Source organism: Paracoccus sp. AK26 (assembly GCF_011801365.1).
GTDB lineage: Bacteria > Pseudomonadota > Alphaproteobacteria > Rhodobacterales > Rhodobacteraceae > Paracoccus > Paracoccus aerius.
The window spans coordinates 172,534-187,782 of record NZ_CP041045.1; the positions used below are offsets into that span (position 1 = coordinate 172,534).

Here is a 15,249-nt window from a genome sequence, read left to right on the forward strand (position 1 = left end):
CGGGGCGTTCGGTTATCGTTACCGTGGCCTCCAAGTCGGACTGACATGTGGCATTGTTTGGGGCACTTCTACCATTTGCGCCACATAAACCCCTGCCTGTGCCAGCATGATATAAGCTACAAGTTCCAAGACCTCCTCGATCCGGCCTGCCCTCATGGCCGTGACTGGATCCACCGCAATGCCCCAAGGCGCAAGCTTGCGGTCGAGACCATCCATTGCCTTGGCAATCGCGATCAGAGCCGCGCCAGTGGCCACGAGCCAAGCCCAGTTCGCCCCTCGCAGCAATCCGCGCCAGCAGCGAGGTAGGCTGATGCGTGCAAGCCTCCAGGCGCAGACGAGGATCAGCAAGACCACTGCAAGGCCCAAGGCTTTTTCCCACAACGGCGAGGAGCCAGTATAAAGCCGGAGCTGCAGCACGCCTTCTGAGGTGACGCGCTTGTCGACGTCGAGTTCGCGGAGCGCCATCAGGATCAGGATGACGGGCACGTGCCATTCACTTCCGGTCAGGTTCCGATGGCCGTTCCACCAGAAAGCGGCGGCAGCGATAAGGATGACGACTGACATAGCCTCAACCGAGTGGCCTTCCTTGAAGATCTCCGACACGGCATCGTGCATCAGCAGATCGATGCCTAGGCCGGCCAGGGTGATGCCTAGCATAAGCGAAAGGGTACGGGCGGGCCGGACAGGCCTTCCATGTGACATGATAAAACTTTCCTTTATGCACCGGGCAAAGGTCATGTTCTGACACTGCCTGTCGATGCGACACTCCGTGCGATGATGCTTAGGGCTTACTGGCGCACGGCACTGGGACGTTCCTGGTGGTGAGGAAAATCACCCAAAACAGCACGAAAAATAGCCGGCCGTTTCTTACCTCACCACCGTGAACATCGCAGCCCAGTTCGCCCCTTCCCAGGACTCCCTGCCGGGCTACAGCCGGAGTGTCCGGCCACCGCTCCGAGCACAGGGAACGGGAATATCTCCGATTTGGCGAAGGATTACGAACCGTTTGCGATACCAACCCCGCCTGAGGCCGCCACGCTGAGCGCAATGAAGTTCAGCGCCTGCTGCCGCACGGCGTTGGCAAGCTGTTGGCGGGCTTCCAAAAGGGTCCGTTCCGCATCCAGCACCGGGAAGAACGCGGCATCGCCCAACTCATAGGCGGTCCGGGTCAGATCCACCGCTTCGGAGGCATTGGCGACAAGGCGGGATTGCGCATCCACGGCGCGTGCGTCGCGGTTGTATCCCGCCAAGGCGTTCTCGACCTCTTCGACGGCGTTCAGGACCGAGGCGAGCCAGGCAAGCCGCGCCTGTTCGGCCCGCGCCTCGGCGGCCGAGAGGTTGGCCTGGTTGGCGGCGTTGAACAGCGGGACGGAAAGCTGCGGCCCGAAGCTCCAGGTCTTGAGGCTGCCGGCCCGGCCCAGATCGACGGGGGTCACCGTGCCGCTCAGCGTCAGTTGCGGATAGAAGGCCGCCTTGGCCTGTCCGACATCGGCAACTGCCGCGGCAAGCTGGCGTTCGGCCACGCGGACATCGGGACGGGCACGGACCACATCGGCCGGCACCCCGACACTGGCACGATACCGCGCGCGGGGCTGTCTGCCGCCGCGGCGGGTCCGGGCGGCAATGTCGGTGCTGGGCGTTGCCGTAAGCGTGGCCAGGCGATTGACAGACTGATCAAAGCCCAGTTCCAATGTAGGCAGGGCGGCTTCGGCCTGGGTGACAAGCTGCTCGGCCTGCAATACTTCGATCCGCGATACGCTTCCCAGCACATCCTGTTGGCGGGTCATTTCCAGCGTGCGGCGGCGGCTTTCCAGGCTTTGGCGGGTCAGGCTGGTCGCCTGCTGGAAGTATCGCGCATCGACATAGGCCTGGGCGATGGCACTGGCCACGGTCAGGCGCGCGACCTCGGCCGACAGGTAGGCCGCATCAAGGCGAGCGCCGGCCCCGCGCCGCGCCGCACGGTTGGCACCGAAAAGGTCGATCAGCCACGAAACGCCAAGCGTGCCCGAGCTTTGGTCGATGATCGGCCCATTGCCGTCGGTATCCCCGCGCGAGGCTGCGGCCTGCGCGGCGACTTGTGGCAGGTCGTTCGCGCCAACCAGCCGGGCATTGGCCTGCGCTTCTCGGATGACCGACAGGGCGGTCAGGACATCGAGATTGCGCGCCAGCCCGGCGGCGACAAGACTGTCCAGATTGCTGTCCTGGAACGCGGCCCACCAGGCATGGGCACCGGCGCGTCGGGCAGGCGAGTCGGCTGCAAAGCGTTCCGGCAGGTCCGCTTCAAAGGCCTGCTGGGACGGCAGCTGGCCACAGGCGGACAGCGCCAGCGTGGCACCCACGGATCCCAGAAGGGCGCGGCGCGAGAAGGTAAGGGATTTCGACATTGAATCGAACTTTCTGCATAGCCAAAGATGGCCGTCACGAATGAAGACGGGCGGGATCAAGGCCCCCGCCCGCAAAAGACCGGCATCACGCTTAGACCGCGGCAGCCTCGGTGCCTTTCCGGCGCATCCGGCTGAACAGGCCCAGCACGAAGACAAAGAACACCGGGACGAAGAACACCGCCAGGATCGTGGCCGAGATCATGCCGCCGATCACGCCGGTGCCGATGGCGTTCTGGGACGCCGCCGAAGCACCCGTGGCGATGGCCAGCGGCACGACGCCCAAAGTGAAGGCCAGCGAGGTCATCAGGATCGGACGGAAGCGCAGCTTGGCCGCCTTTACGGCCGCATCGATCAGGCTCATGCCTTCCTCGCGCAGATCCTTGGCGAATTCCACGATCAGGATGGCGTTCTTAGAGGAAAGCCCGATGATGGCAATAAGGCCGACCTTGAAATAAACGTCGTTCGGCATATCGCGCAGCATCACCGCCGCAATGCATCCGATGATCCCCAGGGGCACGACCAGCATCACCGACAGCGGGATAGCCCAGCTTTCATACAGCCCGGACAGCAACAGGAAGACAAACAGGATCGACATCGCGAACAGGATTGTCGAGGTGTTGCCTGAATTGATCTCCTCAAGCGTCTGGCCGGTCCATTCATAGGCAAAGCCTTCCGGCAGCGCCGCCGCCAGCCGTTCCATCTCGGCCACGGCCGCGCCCGACGAGAAGCCGGGCAAGGCATTCCCGGCAATCCGCACCGAAGGATAGCCGTTATAGCCCACCACCTGGCTTGGACCCTGGTTCCATTCCACCGTCGCAAAGGACGAGAACGGGACCATTCCGCCGTTCGAATTGCGCACCGTCAGGTTCAGGACGTTCTCGGCCTGCATCCGGCTTTCTTCCTGCGCCTGCACGATCACGCGCTGCATCCGGCCCTGGTTCGGGAAGTCGTTGACATAGGACGAGCCCAGGTTCGCGGACAGGGTCTGGTTGATATCCGCAAAGGCCACACCAAAAGTCTGGGCCTTGTCGCGGTCGATCAGGACGTTCACCTGGGCCGCCGCCGGCATACCTTCCACCCTCAGCCCAGTAACGACACCTCCTGCTTGGGCCTCTGCAATCAGTTGCTGGGCCGCCGCGTTCAAGGCTTGCTGGCCATTGCCGCCACGATCCTGCAGGCGGAAGCTGAACCCGCCCGAGGTGCCAAAGCCGGGAATAGGCGGGGGCGACAGCGAATAGATCTGCGCGTCCTTGGTCGCGAACAAGGCCATGTTGGCCTCATTGGCGATCTGGGTGGCACTCTGGTCGCGCTCGGACCAGTCCGTGAAGGTGATAAAGGCAAGCCCCGCATTCGGCCCCTGACCCGAGAACGAGAAGCCCCGGATGCCGACGACGTTCTCGACCGCGGGGTTCTGGCCGTAATGGTTCTCGATCACCTCGATGGCCGCGTCGGTCCGCTGCGAACTGGCGGTCGGGGGCGTCTGGATGTCCGAGATGATGAAGCCCTGGTCCTCGTCGGGCAGAAAGCCCGTGGGCAGTGAACTGAAGCCAATACCCGTCAGCACGACAATGCCCAGATAGACCAGCATCACCAGGCCGGTCCGCCGTGTCAGCATCGCCACCGCCCGGCCATAGCGTTCGGTGGCCGCATCGAACTTGCGGTTGAACCAGCCGAAGAAGCCCTTCTTCTCGTGATGGCCCTTGATTGGCTTGAGGAAGGTCGCGCAAAGCGCGGGCGTCAGCGTCAGCGCCAGGAAGGCCGAGAACAGAATGGATACCACCATCGTCAGCGCGAACTGGCGATAGATGATGCCGGTCGATCCGGGGAAGAAGGCCATCGGGATGAACACGGCCGCCAGCACCAGCGTGATGCCGATGATCGCGCCCGAGATTTCGCCCATGGCCTTTTGCGTGGCCTCCTTTGGCGGCAGCCCTTCGGTGGCCATGATCCGCTCGACGTTTTCGATGACGACGATGGCGTCGTCCACCAGGATGCCGATAGCCAGCACCATCGCGAACATCGTCAGCACGTTGATCGAGAAGCCCGCCACGAGCATGACAGCAATGGTGCCTGCCAGTGCGATCGGCACGACGATCGTCGGGATGAGCGTATAGCGGAAGTTCTGCAGAAACAGGAACATCACCACGAAGACCAGGATCACGGCCTCGATCAGGGTGTGGATCACCTTCTCGATGGATTTTTCCACGAACGGTGCTGTGTCATAGGGGATCGCATATTCGATGCCCTCGGGGAAAAAGCCCGACAGTTCCTCCATCGTGTGTCGCACAGCCTCGGACGTGGCAAGCGCGTTGCCGGTCGAGGACAACTGGATCCCCACCGCAGCCGTCGGCTGGCCGTTCAGGCGCGAGGCGAAGTTGTAGGTGTCGGCGCCGACCTCGATCTCGGCGACGTCGCGAAGCCGCACGGTCGATCCGTCCGGGTTGGCGCGCAGCACGATATTGCCAAATTCCTCGGGTTGGGTCAGCTGGCCCCTGACCAGGACGGTCGCTGTCAGTTGCTGGTTCACCGGGTTCGGGTCCGCGCCGATCTGGCCTGCCGCCACCTGGGCATTCTGGGCGCGGATCGCCGCCGACACGTCAGCCGGCGACAGGTTGAGGCCGGTCAGCTTGTCGGGATCGATCCAGATCCGCAGTGCTTCCTCGGATGCAAAGACCTGGGCGCGACCGACGCCGTCGATGCGGCGGATTTCGCCCACGACGTTGCGGTTGATGTAATCGCCAAGCGCCACATCGTTCATCGACCCATCCGACGAGGTCAAGGAGACCATCATCAGAAAGCCTGCTCCGGCCTCCTCGACGGTAACACCCTGGTCGACGACCGTCTGCGGCAGCACGGGTTCGACCCGGCTGACGGCATTCTGGATATCCACCTGCGCCGTGCCGACATCCGTCCCCGGTTCAAAGGTCGCCGTGATCGAGATCGCGCCTGACACGTCCGAGGTCGATTCAAAGTACTGGATGCCCTGGATGCCGTTCAGCTCCTCCTCGATCGGCTGGGCGACGGACTGGTACATCTCGTTGGGCGAGGCGCCGGTATAGAAGGTCGAGATCTGGATTTGCGGGGGCGCGACCTGGGGATATTGGGCGATCGGCATCTGGGGCAGGGCAATCAGCCCGGCGATGACAATAAAGATCGAGATCACCCAGGCCAGGACCGGGCGAAGAATGAAGAACTGTGCCATGCTGCGTTCTCAGCCCTTGTGATTGGCGGTCTGCGCGGCAGGCCGGGCGGATTGCGTGGCGGCTGCCTCAGGTTTTGCATTGACGGGTTCCGCGACGACCTTCGCATCCGGGTACAGCTTCTGCGCCCCTTCGACGACAACACGATCCCCGGGCTGCAGGCCATCTTCGACCAACCATTCGTTCTTGAAGGTCAGGCCCAGGGACACGTCCCGGCGTTCGACGGTGTCCTCGCCCTTCAGGACGTAAACAAAGGCCTGGCCGTTGGTGTCGCGCTGAACCGCCATCTGCGGGATGCTGAGCGCGTTTTCGCGGACAGCCTGTTCAAGCCGCGCACGGACATAAAGGCCCGGCAACAGCATCCCGTCCGCATTGGGGAACTCGGCCCGCAGCGTGATCTGCCCCGTCGAGCTGTCGACGCTGGCTTCCGAAAAAAGCAACTTGCCCATATGCGGGTATGCCGACCCGTCATCGAAGAACAGCTGGACCTGCGCCTCGTCGGGCGCGGTCATCATCAGCTCTCCGGCTGCCCGTGCGCGTTGCAGGGCGAACAATTGCGCGGATGACTGGGTCACGTCCACATAGACCGGGTCAAGCTGCTGGATCGTGGCCAGGATGTCGGTCTGCGCGGTGACCAGGGCACCTTCGGTCACCAGGGCGCGCCCGACGACGCCGTCGATTGGGGCGGTCACGTCGGTATAGCCCAGGTTCAGCTGCGCTTCCTGGAGGCTGGCATTGGCGATGGCAACGTCCGCATCGGCCTGGGCCAGGGTGGTGGTGGCGTTTTCAAGATCCACTCCTGCGGTGACGCGGCGTTCGCGCAGCGCCTCGGTGCGGGCAAGCTGGTCCTGGGCGTTCTGCCGGGTCGCCTCGGCCCGCGCCAGGGTGGCCTCGGCACTGGCAACGCGCACCGCATAGGGCGCGGGGTCGATCTTGTAGAGAACATCGCCGGCCTTCACGACAGAGCCTTGCGTGAAGATCCGCTCGACGACGATGCCACCGACACGGGGCCGCACCTCGGCGGTGCGGGTCGCAGCAACGCGTCCGGGCAGCTCGTTCACCACGGGCAAGGGTTGCGGTGTCATGGTCAGGACGCTGACGGGCGTGGGCGGCATATCCTGCGCACTTGCGCGCAAAGCCACCGGCTGGGCCAGCAGCGCAACAAGAAGCCCGGTCAGGACTCGAGATCTGTGCATGGTCGGTCTTTCGGAAAGAAGGATTACTTGTTGGAATGGGTAGTGGCCGCAGCGGACGATCCCTTGTCGGCCTCAAGGGACTTCATGAGCCCGTCGAGGAGTTCTTGGCGGGTGATCTCATCGAAACGGTGAAGCCCAAAACATTCGAGAAAGAACAGGCCATGGACCGCAAGCAGAAGCTGCAGCATCTTTCCCTGGTCCTCGGCATCTGCCGCGACGCGGCGGGCATCCTCGGCAAGGGATGCACGCATCAGTTCACGGCATTCAGCGTGCTCACCCATGCTGGCGCTGATCAGCATCGTGATCGCCACGTCGTCATCCGAAGGCCCTTCGCGCCCCATGTCGATCATCGCGCGCAACCAGGCGTTCGGCTGCCCGGCATGAGCCTGCAGGGCATCGCCAAAACGCTCGCGATACTGGCCGATCTTGTGACGAGTGAAGGCCGCCAGCAGCCCGGCCTTGCTTCCGCAGTCATAAACAACACTGGACTTGCTGATGCCGACTTCCTTGGCCAGGGCATCGATGCTGAGACCACTTACCCCCTCGCGGCGCGCAACGCTTTCCACGCCATCCATAAGGGCGTCCCTGTCGATCGTGCGCTTTCGGCCCATGAGTCCCTCGGATGATAGTCGAACGTTCGTATAGAATAAACCGCGGCAGGGTCAAGCGACTTGGTCATGAATCGCATCTGGATTAGAAGGGCTGCCTAAATGAGCGCCAGATTGCCGCGAAGCGCTTGCAGCCTTGACGAGGAAACCTCGATGATGCTGTTGGCGGACATCGCCTGGTCGTTGGCCCACGAACAAATAGTGTTTCCCAAGGCATGCGAGACTACAGTGCCGAGCAGTTCTGCATCTCGGCGCGCCTCCTTTCCCATTCTGGTTACAAGCAGGTCCGCAATCTGGTTGCCGAACTGTTTCAGAACCCCATCAAGGATCCGCTGCAGTTCCGGTGACGTTCCCAGTAGCTCGCCAATCACTTGCGGGGTGCTGTGATCCACGACGATGTTGGCTAGATGCTGGTACAGCGCCTGGAGAAGATCGGCGAGGAGTGAGCCCGACGAGGCCCGAAACCATGCCGCCGCCTGGTCGTCGAAGCCGGTTGAAGGTCCGATGATCGCTGCACCCTTGTTCGGGTAATAGTTAAAGAAGGTCCGCTGGCTGATGCCCGCCGCAGCCGCGATCATTTCGGTTGTCATGTCATCGTAGCCGTAGCGTAGTGCCAGCTTCAGGGCCGCCCACTGGATCTTGCGCGAGGTTTGCAGCCGTCTGCGACTCTCTAGCGTTGACTTGATGGCCATGGAGCACCCCAGAAGCATTTGAGTCCAGCGAACGGCCTACTTCAGCCCAAGCTTTGAACCGCCCCGGGTTTACCGGAGAGTTCGTGGTTCAATGATTAGGCTGCTTTTTCGTCAGCGTTCAAGATCGCCGCCGGGCCGTCAGTCCCGAACCGCTTCAGCAACCGGTGAACCTGTCTGCGGCTCAGCGCCAGAACATCGGCCGCGGTCACAGCTGACATCTGGCCTTGCACCACTTGGCTCAGAACCTCGACGCGGTTCAGTTCTCGTTCGCTCATCATCACCCATCCCATGTCCCGGCTCCCACGGATCGACACGATGTTTATCCAGGGAGTGTGACATTCCTGAATTGCAGAGGTGAGACATTTTAACTTTGCCGTGCAGGCTCCATTCTGAATGCACCAGTCCTGCGGGGCAGGGTTCATCATGGTGCCTCCAGTCGTATCAGCTCATCTCGAAATGCTTCGGTGGGTGTTCGGTAGCCCAGGCACTTCCGGGGCGTGGCGTTCAGGCGCTGGCACATCATCCTCATCGAACGAGGTGTCAGCTGCAACACAGCAGTGTCCCGAGGCAGGTAGCGGCGGAGCCGCCTGTTCATGTTCTCGACCGAGCCCTTTTGCCAAGGAGCTTGTGGGTCGCAGAACCACGCCTTCGTGCCCATGCCGGTTTCCAACTCGCGCCAGGCGACGAACTCGAGGCCGCGGTCAAAGGTGATCGAGCGCCGCGCCTCGGCAGGCAGGGGTGACATCTCGTGGATCAGGCGGTTCATGAGGGGCTTGGATTTCCGATCGTTGTTGCGCAGCAGAACCGTGTAGCGGGTCTTGCGTTCGATCAGCGTCGCCACATTGGCGTCACCTTGAGCACGCTCAAAGATCATCAAATCACCCTCCCAATTGCCAAACTGGCTGCGATCGTTGATCTCAGGCGGCCGGTTGTGGATGCTGGTTTCCACAGGAAAGACCCGGTTGCGCGGCGTGCGGGCATAGCGTGGCTTCCGCTTTCGGCGCCGCTCGGGCAGGAGGCGCGCCAGTTGCGCGGACTGACCTTCGGCAGAGTAGACATACTGGTAGATCGTCTCATGGCAGAGCCGGTGCGGGGCGGCAGGTTCAATTCTGAGCCGACCCGCAATCTGTTCGGGTGACCAGCCTTCGTGCAGACAGCGGATTACTTCGGCGCGCAAGTCCGGAAGACGCTCGAGCTTGCGCCGGCGTGACCGCCTACGATCAGCCTGGGACTGAGCCGTCACATGCCAGTAGCCATCCGCCTGTGGCACATCCTTGTCATGCCACCAGTTGCGTTTGACTTCGCGGGTGATGGTCGAGCGACTGCGGCCGAGCATCTGCGCAATCTTCGTCTTCGGCACCTTGGCCTGCAGCCGCCGCGATATCACACGGCGTTCGTCCAGCGTCAGGTTGGTGAAAGGGCGCCGCATCACATCCTCCTGAAGTGTTTCAGGAAACTATCGAGTGATGCATTCCAGAATGGAATGTGCCCGTGCTATACCTCCTGTTGCAACCAAGTTGAAATGTCCTCGGCTGCGCAAAGTAGGAATGTCTCACCGAAGGTGGGCAAGCATGGCCGGGCAGGGCGGAGACCTCGAGCATCGGAGCCCTGATCGGCCATGCGGTCAGAGCCGAAGCTTTCGACGTTCCTTTGGCGAGTAGAAGGCGCGCACGCCCTTCGTTTCGACCCGCTTCTCGAAATCCCGCCAGGCAAGACCATCGACAAGATAGGGCGGGTTATCCGAAATCGTCAGGGTGCCGAACCTGTTCATGACCGACAGCACCCAGCCAGGGGAGATCGATGTCCGGTAGATCTCGACAGAGAACCGGTGGCCATCGATCAGCACGTCCTGTGTCAGATCCGAGAAGATGATCTCCGGCTCTGCGCTGTCTGCCATGTTCTTGCCCTGCGTGCTCGATCAAAGCACAGGGTATCACCGCAACTGGGCCAGGGAAGCGTCATTCCAGGGGTGGAGCGGCATGCGCCTTTGCCTTGCGGGCTGCCGAGGAGTTCCAGCCGTTGTTGCGGCGTCCCGTGGGCGTGTAGCGGGTCCGTTGCTTGCCGACCCGGTGCACCTTCGGCGGAGCCTTGTCCTGCTCGGCCTTGATGTATTCCAGGACCGCGCTCAGATGCTTGTTCTCGGTAATGGCCGCATGGGTCACCCGCTGATCCTTGTCGAACACGGAGTAGGGCAGCGAGACACCCTTCCAGCGGAACTCCAGCCGGCCGTCCGCGAACTCATAGCTGTCCACGTATTTGCCCGGCAGATCGCGGGTGATCTCGTTCTCGGCCAGAATGATCCGCAGCCGGTCGTAGGAAAAGGCCAGCTGGCTGCTGACATAGCGTTCGTCGCGATAGCACAGAATGTCACGCAGCCGATCCGGTTCGACATTCAGTGGCCGATGCAGGTTGTCCGCACGGCGTGGCACCTTGGCAAACTGCGCGTTGTAGCGCGCCATGAAGCCGGGAAGAAAGGCATTGGCAGTCTCCATGTCGGAGATGCCGGCCAGCCGCAGTTCCTTGACCAGACGGTCCTGCAGGGTGCGGTTGGCGCGCTCGACGCGACCTTTTGCTTGCGAGGAGTTGGCGCACAGGATCTCGATGTTCAGTTCGTTCAAGGCCCGGCCGAACTGGGTCATCCCATAGCCTGTCCTGGCACCTTGCTTTGGCACCCGGAACACGGTGTGCTTGTCGGAGTAAAAGGCAACGGGCCGGCCATGCAGCGTCAGATACCGCTCCAGGGCTCCGAAATAGCTGAAGGTGCTCTCGGAACGGACGAATTCCAGGTGCATCAGGGTGCTGGTGGCGTCATCGATGAACACCAACAAGGTGCAGGCCGGCCCGCGATCCTCGAACCAGCGATGATCCGAGCCGTCGATCTGGATCAGCTCGCCAAGGCACTCGCGGCGCAGGCGCGGCTGGTGGAATGTTCGGCGCTGCTTGCGCGACAGCCACAAACCCGCATCCTGCATCCACTTGCGCAAGGTCTCGCGCGACACTGTCAGCCCGTGACACTCCGCCAGCTTCTCGGCCGCCAAGGTCGGGCCAAAGTCGGCATAGCGGTCCCGAACGAGCGACATGGCAGCCTCCCGGATCGTCGGGTCGATCCGGTTGTTCGATGCCCGTCCACGTGCCTGGTGCCGGATTGCCGCCGCGCCGTCAGCCCCGAACCGCTTCAGCAGCCGGTGAACCTGTCTGCGGCTCAGGTCCAGAACATCGGCCGCACTCACGGCTGACATCCCACCTTGCAGCACCTGGCTCAGAACCTTGACCCGGTTCAGTTCCCGTTCACTCATCATCACCCATCCCATGTCTCGGCTCCCAAGGATCGACACGATGCTCATCCAGGGAGTGTGACATTCCTGAATTGCAGAGGTGAGACATTTTAACTTTGCGGCTATACCTCCGGGACTAATAACCAAGATTATGGAACATCAATCGTTGCCGCCATCGGCTTCCTGTGTGCCATAGCCTCGGCGCAGCTTGCGTCGAAGCCATAGCTGCTGTTCGCGCTGCGCGTCGGGAAGGTCGGCGAACCAGTGGCGCCGTTCCTGGCCGTGATGGCCGATGCGGCCCCAGTTGCGGATCAGGACAACGCCGCCGAACAGGTCGGGCGTGATCTCGATCCGGTAGAACCGCGCCACGTTTTGCGACGGATCACGACGGGCCAGAAGCAGGCTGCTTTGTTCCTGTGTCATGGTTCCAGTATCCGGCCACGCTTTCGGAAAATCCAATGATCATTGTGAATCGGACCCGCCCAAACGATTCCCCGTGATGATGTGTTCCAGCCCCCTTCAGGCTTCGATCCGCACCGGGGCACCTTTGTAGGCGGGGGTTTTCGAGGCTCGGTCATGCCAGGCCAGCGGCACCAGCGGGTTCGTTTCCGGATAATAGGCGGCGACGCAGCCGGGCGGCAGGTCATAGGGCACGACGCTCAGCCCCTCGATCCGCCGGGTGACGCCATCCTCGACGGCCGACACCAGGGTGACGCGCTGTCCCTCGGCCAGTCCCGTCCGCTCCATCTCGGGCCGAGAGATCAGGACGATCATGCGGTCCCCCTCCAGCCCCCGCAAGCGGTCGTGGAAGTCATAGATGGTGGTGTTGAACTGGTCGTTCGACCGCAGCGTGATCAGCGTAAAGACGCCCTGTCCCGGTTCCTCGCCCAAGGCAGAAAGGCCTTGAGGCTTGGTGAACTGGGCCTTGCCGCTGTCGGTCTGCCAATCCCGCCTGCGCGCCGAATTGCCGCGATAGAACCCGCCCGCCTGGAACAGCCGGTCGTTGAAGTCGCGGAACTGGTCGGGATAGGTCGCCTCGATCAGGTCGCGGATCCTGGCATAGTCGCCCACCCAGTCATCCCATTTGACCTGCGGCTTGGGCGGCAGCGTTGCCTTGGCAATGCCTGCGATGATGGCGGGTTCCGACAGAAGGTGGCGCGATGCCGGCGGCCTGCGCCCCATCGAGCCGTGGATGTGGCTGAGGCTGTCTTCCATTGATACCGCCTGCGGCCCGGTCCTTTGGCGGTCGCGTTCCGCGCGCACCAGGCAGGGCAGCAGCCAGGCCCCGTCGCCCACCAGCACATGCGAGCGGTTCAGCTTGGTGGCGATCTGGACATTCAGATCCAGCCTGGCCCAGGCAGGATCGGCCTGGTGCTGGTCGGGGATCGCACGGGCGAAGTTGCCGCCCAGGCCGATGAAGCCGCGCACGGTGCCGTCGATGACGCCCTGGACGACGTCGACGGTCGTCATGCCGGTGTCTTCCGGCGGATCGAAGGCAAACAGTTCGGACAGGCGATCCAGCGGCACCAGTTCGGGCTTTTCCGAGATGCCGACGGTGCGTTGGCCCTGGACGTTGGAATGGCCGCGGACCGGGCAGATGCCGGTGCCGGGTCGGCCGATATGGCCGCCCATCAGCAGCAGGTTGACCAGCATTCCGATGCTGTCGCTGCCGTGGACATGCTGGGTCAGGCCCATGCCATAGATGCCGATGACGCGCTGCGACGCCGCGACGATCTCGGCCACTTCGACCAGGTCGGTGCGCGGCAGGCCCGATGCCGCCTCGATATCGTCCCAAGAGGATGCACGGATCCAGGCTTCAAAGGCATCGAAGTCGTGTCCGTGTTCGGCGATGAAATCACGGTCCACGGCACCGATCTTAAGCAGGTGCTTGCAGATCCCCGCGATGGCCGCGATGTCGCCGCCCGGTCGCAGTTGCAGGTAAAGATCCGAAATGGGCGTGCCGCGCCGCGACAGCATCTCGGTCGGGCTTTGCGGGTTCGTGAACTCGACAAGGCCGCGTTCACGGATGGGGTTGAAGGTGACGATCTTGCAGCCGCGCTTCACGGCCTGCTGGATCGGATGCAGGAAGCGCGGGCTGTTCGTGCCGGTGTTCTGGCCGAAGAACAGCATCAGGTCGCAGTGGTCGAAATCATCCAGGACGCAGGTGCCCACGGCTTCGCCGATGGTGCTTTTCAGCGCGACGCTGGTGGTCTCGTGGCACATGTTGGAACTGTCGGGCAGGTTGTTGTGCCCGTAAAGCCGCGCGAAAAGCTGGTAGAGATACGAGGTCTCGAGGCTGGCGCGGCCCGAGGCATAGAAGACCGTCGATTTCGGATCCAGTCCGCGAAGCTTGGCGCCTATGGCCTTGAATGCCTCGGGCCAGGTCGTCTCGACATAACGGTCGCTGGAGGGGTCATAGCGCATCGGATGCGTCAGCCGCCCCACCGCCTCGAGGTCGTGGTCGCACCAGGTCCGCAATTCGGCCAGCGTATGGCGGGCGAAGAAGTCGGGACCGCAGCGGTCGCGGGTCAGGTCCCAGATGGTCGCCTTGGCCCCGTTCTCGCAGAATTCGGCCAAGTGGGGCGAGGGTGGCTTGGCCCAGGCACAGGACGTGCACATATGGCCGCCGGGCTTGTTCTGGCGGCGCAGCGTTTCCACGACGCCCAGCCGGATGCGATCCTTGGCGGCATGTTTCAGTACGCTTTTCAGCGAACCCCAGCCCCCGGTGGGGCGGTCGTAGAAAGGCGTCGTCGGGTCTTGTCCGCGTTCTTCCCGGCTCATGTTCCGGCCTCCGCAGTCGGGATGGGTTCATCGATCGGGCAGCCGTTGAACCGCTGCCTGAAATCGGCCGACATCCGGTAAGGCCGTCGTCGGGCGCGGTTGATCGCGCCCAGGGGACGGTGGTCCTGGATCCCCGTCCAGACGGAAAAGCGCATGTGGTCATCGACCAGTTCGGCCGCCTCTTCAGTCCAACCGGTCTGGGCCGGGACATGCAGGCGTGCTACGGTGACGAAGGGGCTGTCGGCTTCGTCCCACAGGACCGAGGGATCCTCGACAGGTTGCCTGTCCAGGTCACGGCAAAGCTGCACGCGCAGGTTCCAGACCGCGTCGCCGGTCTGCATGTCCGCGGCCACCGTCTCGCGGATGGCGTCGGGCCGTCCACGGGTATCGATGACCTGCCCCGAGTGGCGCGTCAGGCTGGCCGAGGCAGGCTGCAGAGACAGCTTCGCGACATGGTCACCATGTCGATAAGGGGTCTGGGTGAAATAGGTCTCGCCCAGCGGATGGACATTCGGGGCGCCGCCCAGGGTCTTCAGCGTCGCGCTTTCGCCGCCGGCAGCCTCGACGATCCCTTCTGCCCCGCGCAGAACCGCCGACAGCCCGCGCTTGGCCCATTCCGCCCTGTCGGTGGTCCGTGCCAGCAGCTTGAGGTTCTTGAGAAAGGTCTGGGGATCGGGCGCGGTGAAGACCGGGCCGTTCACGAAGATGAAGTCTTGGTTCCGGCCCTCGGCCCCCTCAAGCCGCGGGCCCTCGACGCCGATCACCTTCAGCGCAAGCCCGCGCGGGACCGAAATTGAATCGTGCAGCAGATCCCCCGGATTGGTCGAGATGCGGATGATCGCGCCATGCCGCCCGGGGCGGGCGAAGATGCCTTGGGCCAGTTCGGCGGGAAGGCCGGGCAGGATCTCCAGCTCGCCGCGCAGGATGCCGTGGCTTTTCGCGTGGACGGACCGGACCGCGTGGCCATAGTCCCTGGACGTCGTTTCCATGATGTCGCGAAGGGTTTCCGACAGCTCGTCGATGACACGGCCCTCGTCCGGACCCTCGGTTTCGACATCGGGGGAATAGCGGACTGGAGGCTGCATGGTCGACCCTTTGCTGCGGCTGGTGTGG

At 63.0% G+C, this 15,249-nt stretch carries 13 protein-coding genes; all 13 read right to left on the minus strand.

Features of this window, described 5'->3' with window-relative positions:
- Positions 1-18: 18 nt before the first annotated feature.
- A complete protein-coding gene (locus tag FIU66_RS16620) occupies positions 19-738 on the minus strand; it encodes a hypothetical protein (protein WP_201281146.1) in 720 nt (239 codons plus the stop codon).
- Between the two features lie 257 nt (positions 739-995).
- Positions 996-2,384, minus strand: coding sequence for an efflux transporter outer membrane subunit (locus FIU66_RS16625; protein ID WP_167624009.1), 1,389 nt, complete (start codon positions 2,382-2,384; stop codon positions 996-998).
- Between the two features lie 91 nt (positions 2,385-2,475).
- On the minus strand, positions 2,476-5,586 hold the full coding sequence (locus FIU66_RS16630; protein WP_167624010.1) for an efflux RND transporter permease subunit: 3,111 nt from the start codon (positions 5,584-5,586) through the stop codon (positions 2,476-2,478).
- A 9-nt stretch (positions 5,587-5,595) separates the two neighbouring features.
- The gene (locus FIU66_RS16635) at positions 5,596-6,780 is read right to left on the minus strand and encodes an efflux RND transporter periplasmic adaptor subunit (protein WP_167624011.1); all 1,185 of its coding nucleotides are present in this window, start codon (positions 6,778-6,780) and stop codon (positions 5,596-5,598) included.
- Positions 6,781-6,803: 23 nt separating this feature from the next.
- Positions 6,804-7,355: a TetR/AcrR family transcriptional regulator gene (locus FIU66_RS16640; protein ID WP_240544835.1), complete on the minus strand. Its 552-nt coding sequence runs from the start codon at positions 7,353-7,355 to the stop codon at positions 6,804-6,806.
- Positions 7,356-7,486: 131 nt separating this feature from the next.
- The gene (locus FIU66_RS16645; protein WP_167624013.1) at positions 7,487-8,080 is read right to left on the minus strand and encodes a TetR/AcrR family transcriptional regulator; all 594 of its coding nucleotides are present in this window, start codon (positions 8,078-8,080) and stop codon (positions 7,487-7,489) included.
- Positions 8,081-8,175: 95 nt separating this feature from the next.
- Entirely contained in the window at positions 8,176-8,505 is a 330-nt protein-coding gene (locus tag FIU66_RS18340) for a helix-turn-helix domain-containing protein (RefSeq protein ID WP_370528984.1), read from the minus strand.
- Positions 8,502-9,509, minus strand: coding sequence for an IS30 family transposase (locus FIU66_RS16655; RefSeq protein WP_167624014.1), 1,008 nt, complete (start codon positions 9,507-9,509; stop codon positions 8,502-8,504). Before FIU66_RS16655 ends, FIU66_RS18340 begins: the two co-directional genes overlap by 4 nt.
- A 195-nt stretch (positions 9,510-9,704) precedes the next feature.
- Positions 9,705-9,977, minus strand: a complete 273-nt coding sequence (locus FIU66_RS16660) for a hypothetical protein (protein ID WP_167622019.1) — start codon at positions 9,975-9,977, stop codon at positions 9,705-9,707.
- Positions 9,978-10,038: 61 nt separating this feature from the next.
- The gene (locus FIU66_RS16665) at positions 10,039-11,391 is read right to left on the minus strand and encodes an ISNCY family transposase (RefSeq protein ID WP_167624265.1); all 1,353 of its coding nucleotides are present in this window, start codon (positions 11,389-11,391) and stop codon (positions 10,039-10,041) included.
- A gap of 123 nt (positions 11,392-11,514) precedes the next feature.
- Entirely contained in the window at positions 11,515-11,778 is a 264-nt protein-coding gene (locus FIU66_RS16670; protein WP_167624015.1) for a WGR domain-containing protein, read from the minus strand.
- Between the two features lie 96 nt (positions 11,779-11,874).
- Positions 11,875-14,136 (minus strand): FdhF/YdeP family oxidoreductase, encoded by a 2,262-nt coding sequence (locus FIU66_RS16675; RefSeq protein WP_167624016.1) that lies wholly within the window; start codon positions 14,134-14,136, stop codon positions 11,875-11,877.
- Complete coding sequence (locus FIU66_RS16680) at positions 14,133-15,221, minus strand: catalase family protein (RefSeq protein ID WP_167624017.1); 1,089 nt, start codon at positions 15,219-15,221, stop codon at positions 14,133-14,135. Before FIU66_RS16680 ends, FIU66_RS16675 begins: the two co-directional genes overlap by 4 nt.
- Positions 15,222-15,249: the final 28 nt, after the last annotated feature.

Coding starts and splice junctions, on each gene's coding strand:
- FIU66_RS16620 (WP_201281146.1), bottom strand. CDS start 738: ATGACCTTTGCCCGGTGCATAAAGGAAAGTTTTATCATGTCACATGGA.
- FIU66_RS16625 (WP_167624009.1), bottom strand. CDS start 2,384: ATGTCGAAATCCCTTACCTTCTCGCGCCGCGCCCTTCTGGGATCCGTG.
- FIU66_RS16630 (WP_167624010.1), bottom strand. CDS start 5,586: ATGGCACAGTTCTTCATTCTTCGCCCGGTCCTGGCCTGGGTGATCTCG.
- FIU66_RS16635 (WP_167624011.1), bottom strand. CDS start 6,780: ATGCACAGATCTCGAGTCCTGACCGGGCTTCTTGTTGCGCTGCTGGCC.
- FIU66_RS16640 (WP_240544835.1), bottom strand. CDS start 7,355: ATGGATGGCGTGGAAAGCGTTGCGCGCCGCGAGGGGGTAAGTGGTCTC.
- FIU66_RS16645 (WP_167624013.1), bottom strand. CDS start 8,080: ATGGCCATCAAGTCAACGCTAGAGAGTCGCAGACGGCTGCAAACCTCG.
- FIU66_RS18340 (WP_370528984.1), bottom strand. CDS start 8,505: ATGATGAACCCTGCCCCGCAGGACTGGTGCATTCAGAATGGAGCCTGC.
- FIU66_RS16655 (WP_167624014.1), bottom strand. CDS start 9,509: ATGCGGCGCCCTTTCACCAACCTGACGCTGGACGAACGCCGTGTGATA.
- FIU66_RS16660 (WP_167622019.1), bottom strand. CDS start 9,977: ATGGCAGACAGCGCAGAGCCGGAGATCATCTTCTCGGATCTGACACAG.
- FIU66_RS16665 (WP_167624265.1), bottom strand. CDS start 11,391: ATGGGATGGGTGATGATGAGTGAACGGGAACTGAACCGGGTCAAGGTT.
- FIU66_RS16670 (WP_167624015.1), bottom strand. CDS start 11,778: ATGACACAGGAACAAAGCAGCCTGCTTCTGGCCCGTCGTGATCCGTCG.
- FIU66_RS16675 (WP_167624016.1), bottom strand. CDS start 14,136: ATGAGCCGGGAAGAACGCGGACAAGACCCGACGACGCCTTTCTACGAC.
- FIU66_RS16680 (WP_167624017.1), bottom strand. CDS start 15,221: ATGCAGCCTCCAGTCCGCTATTCCCCCGATGTCGAAACCGAGGGTCCG.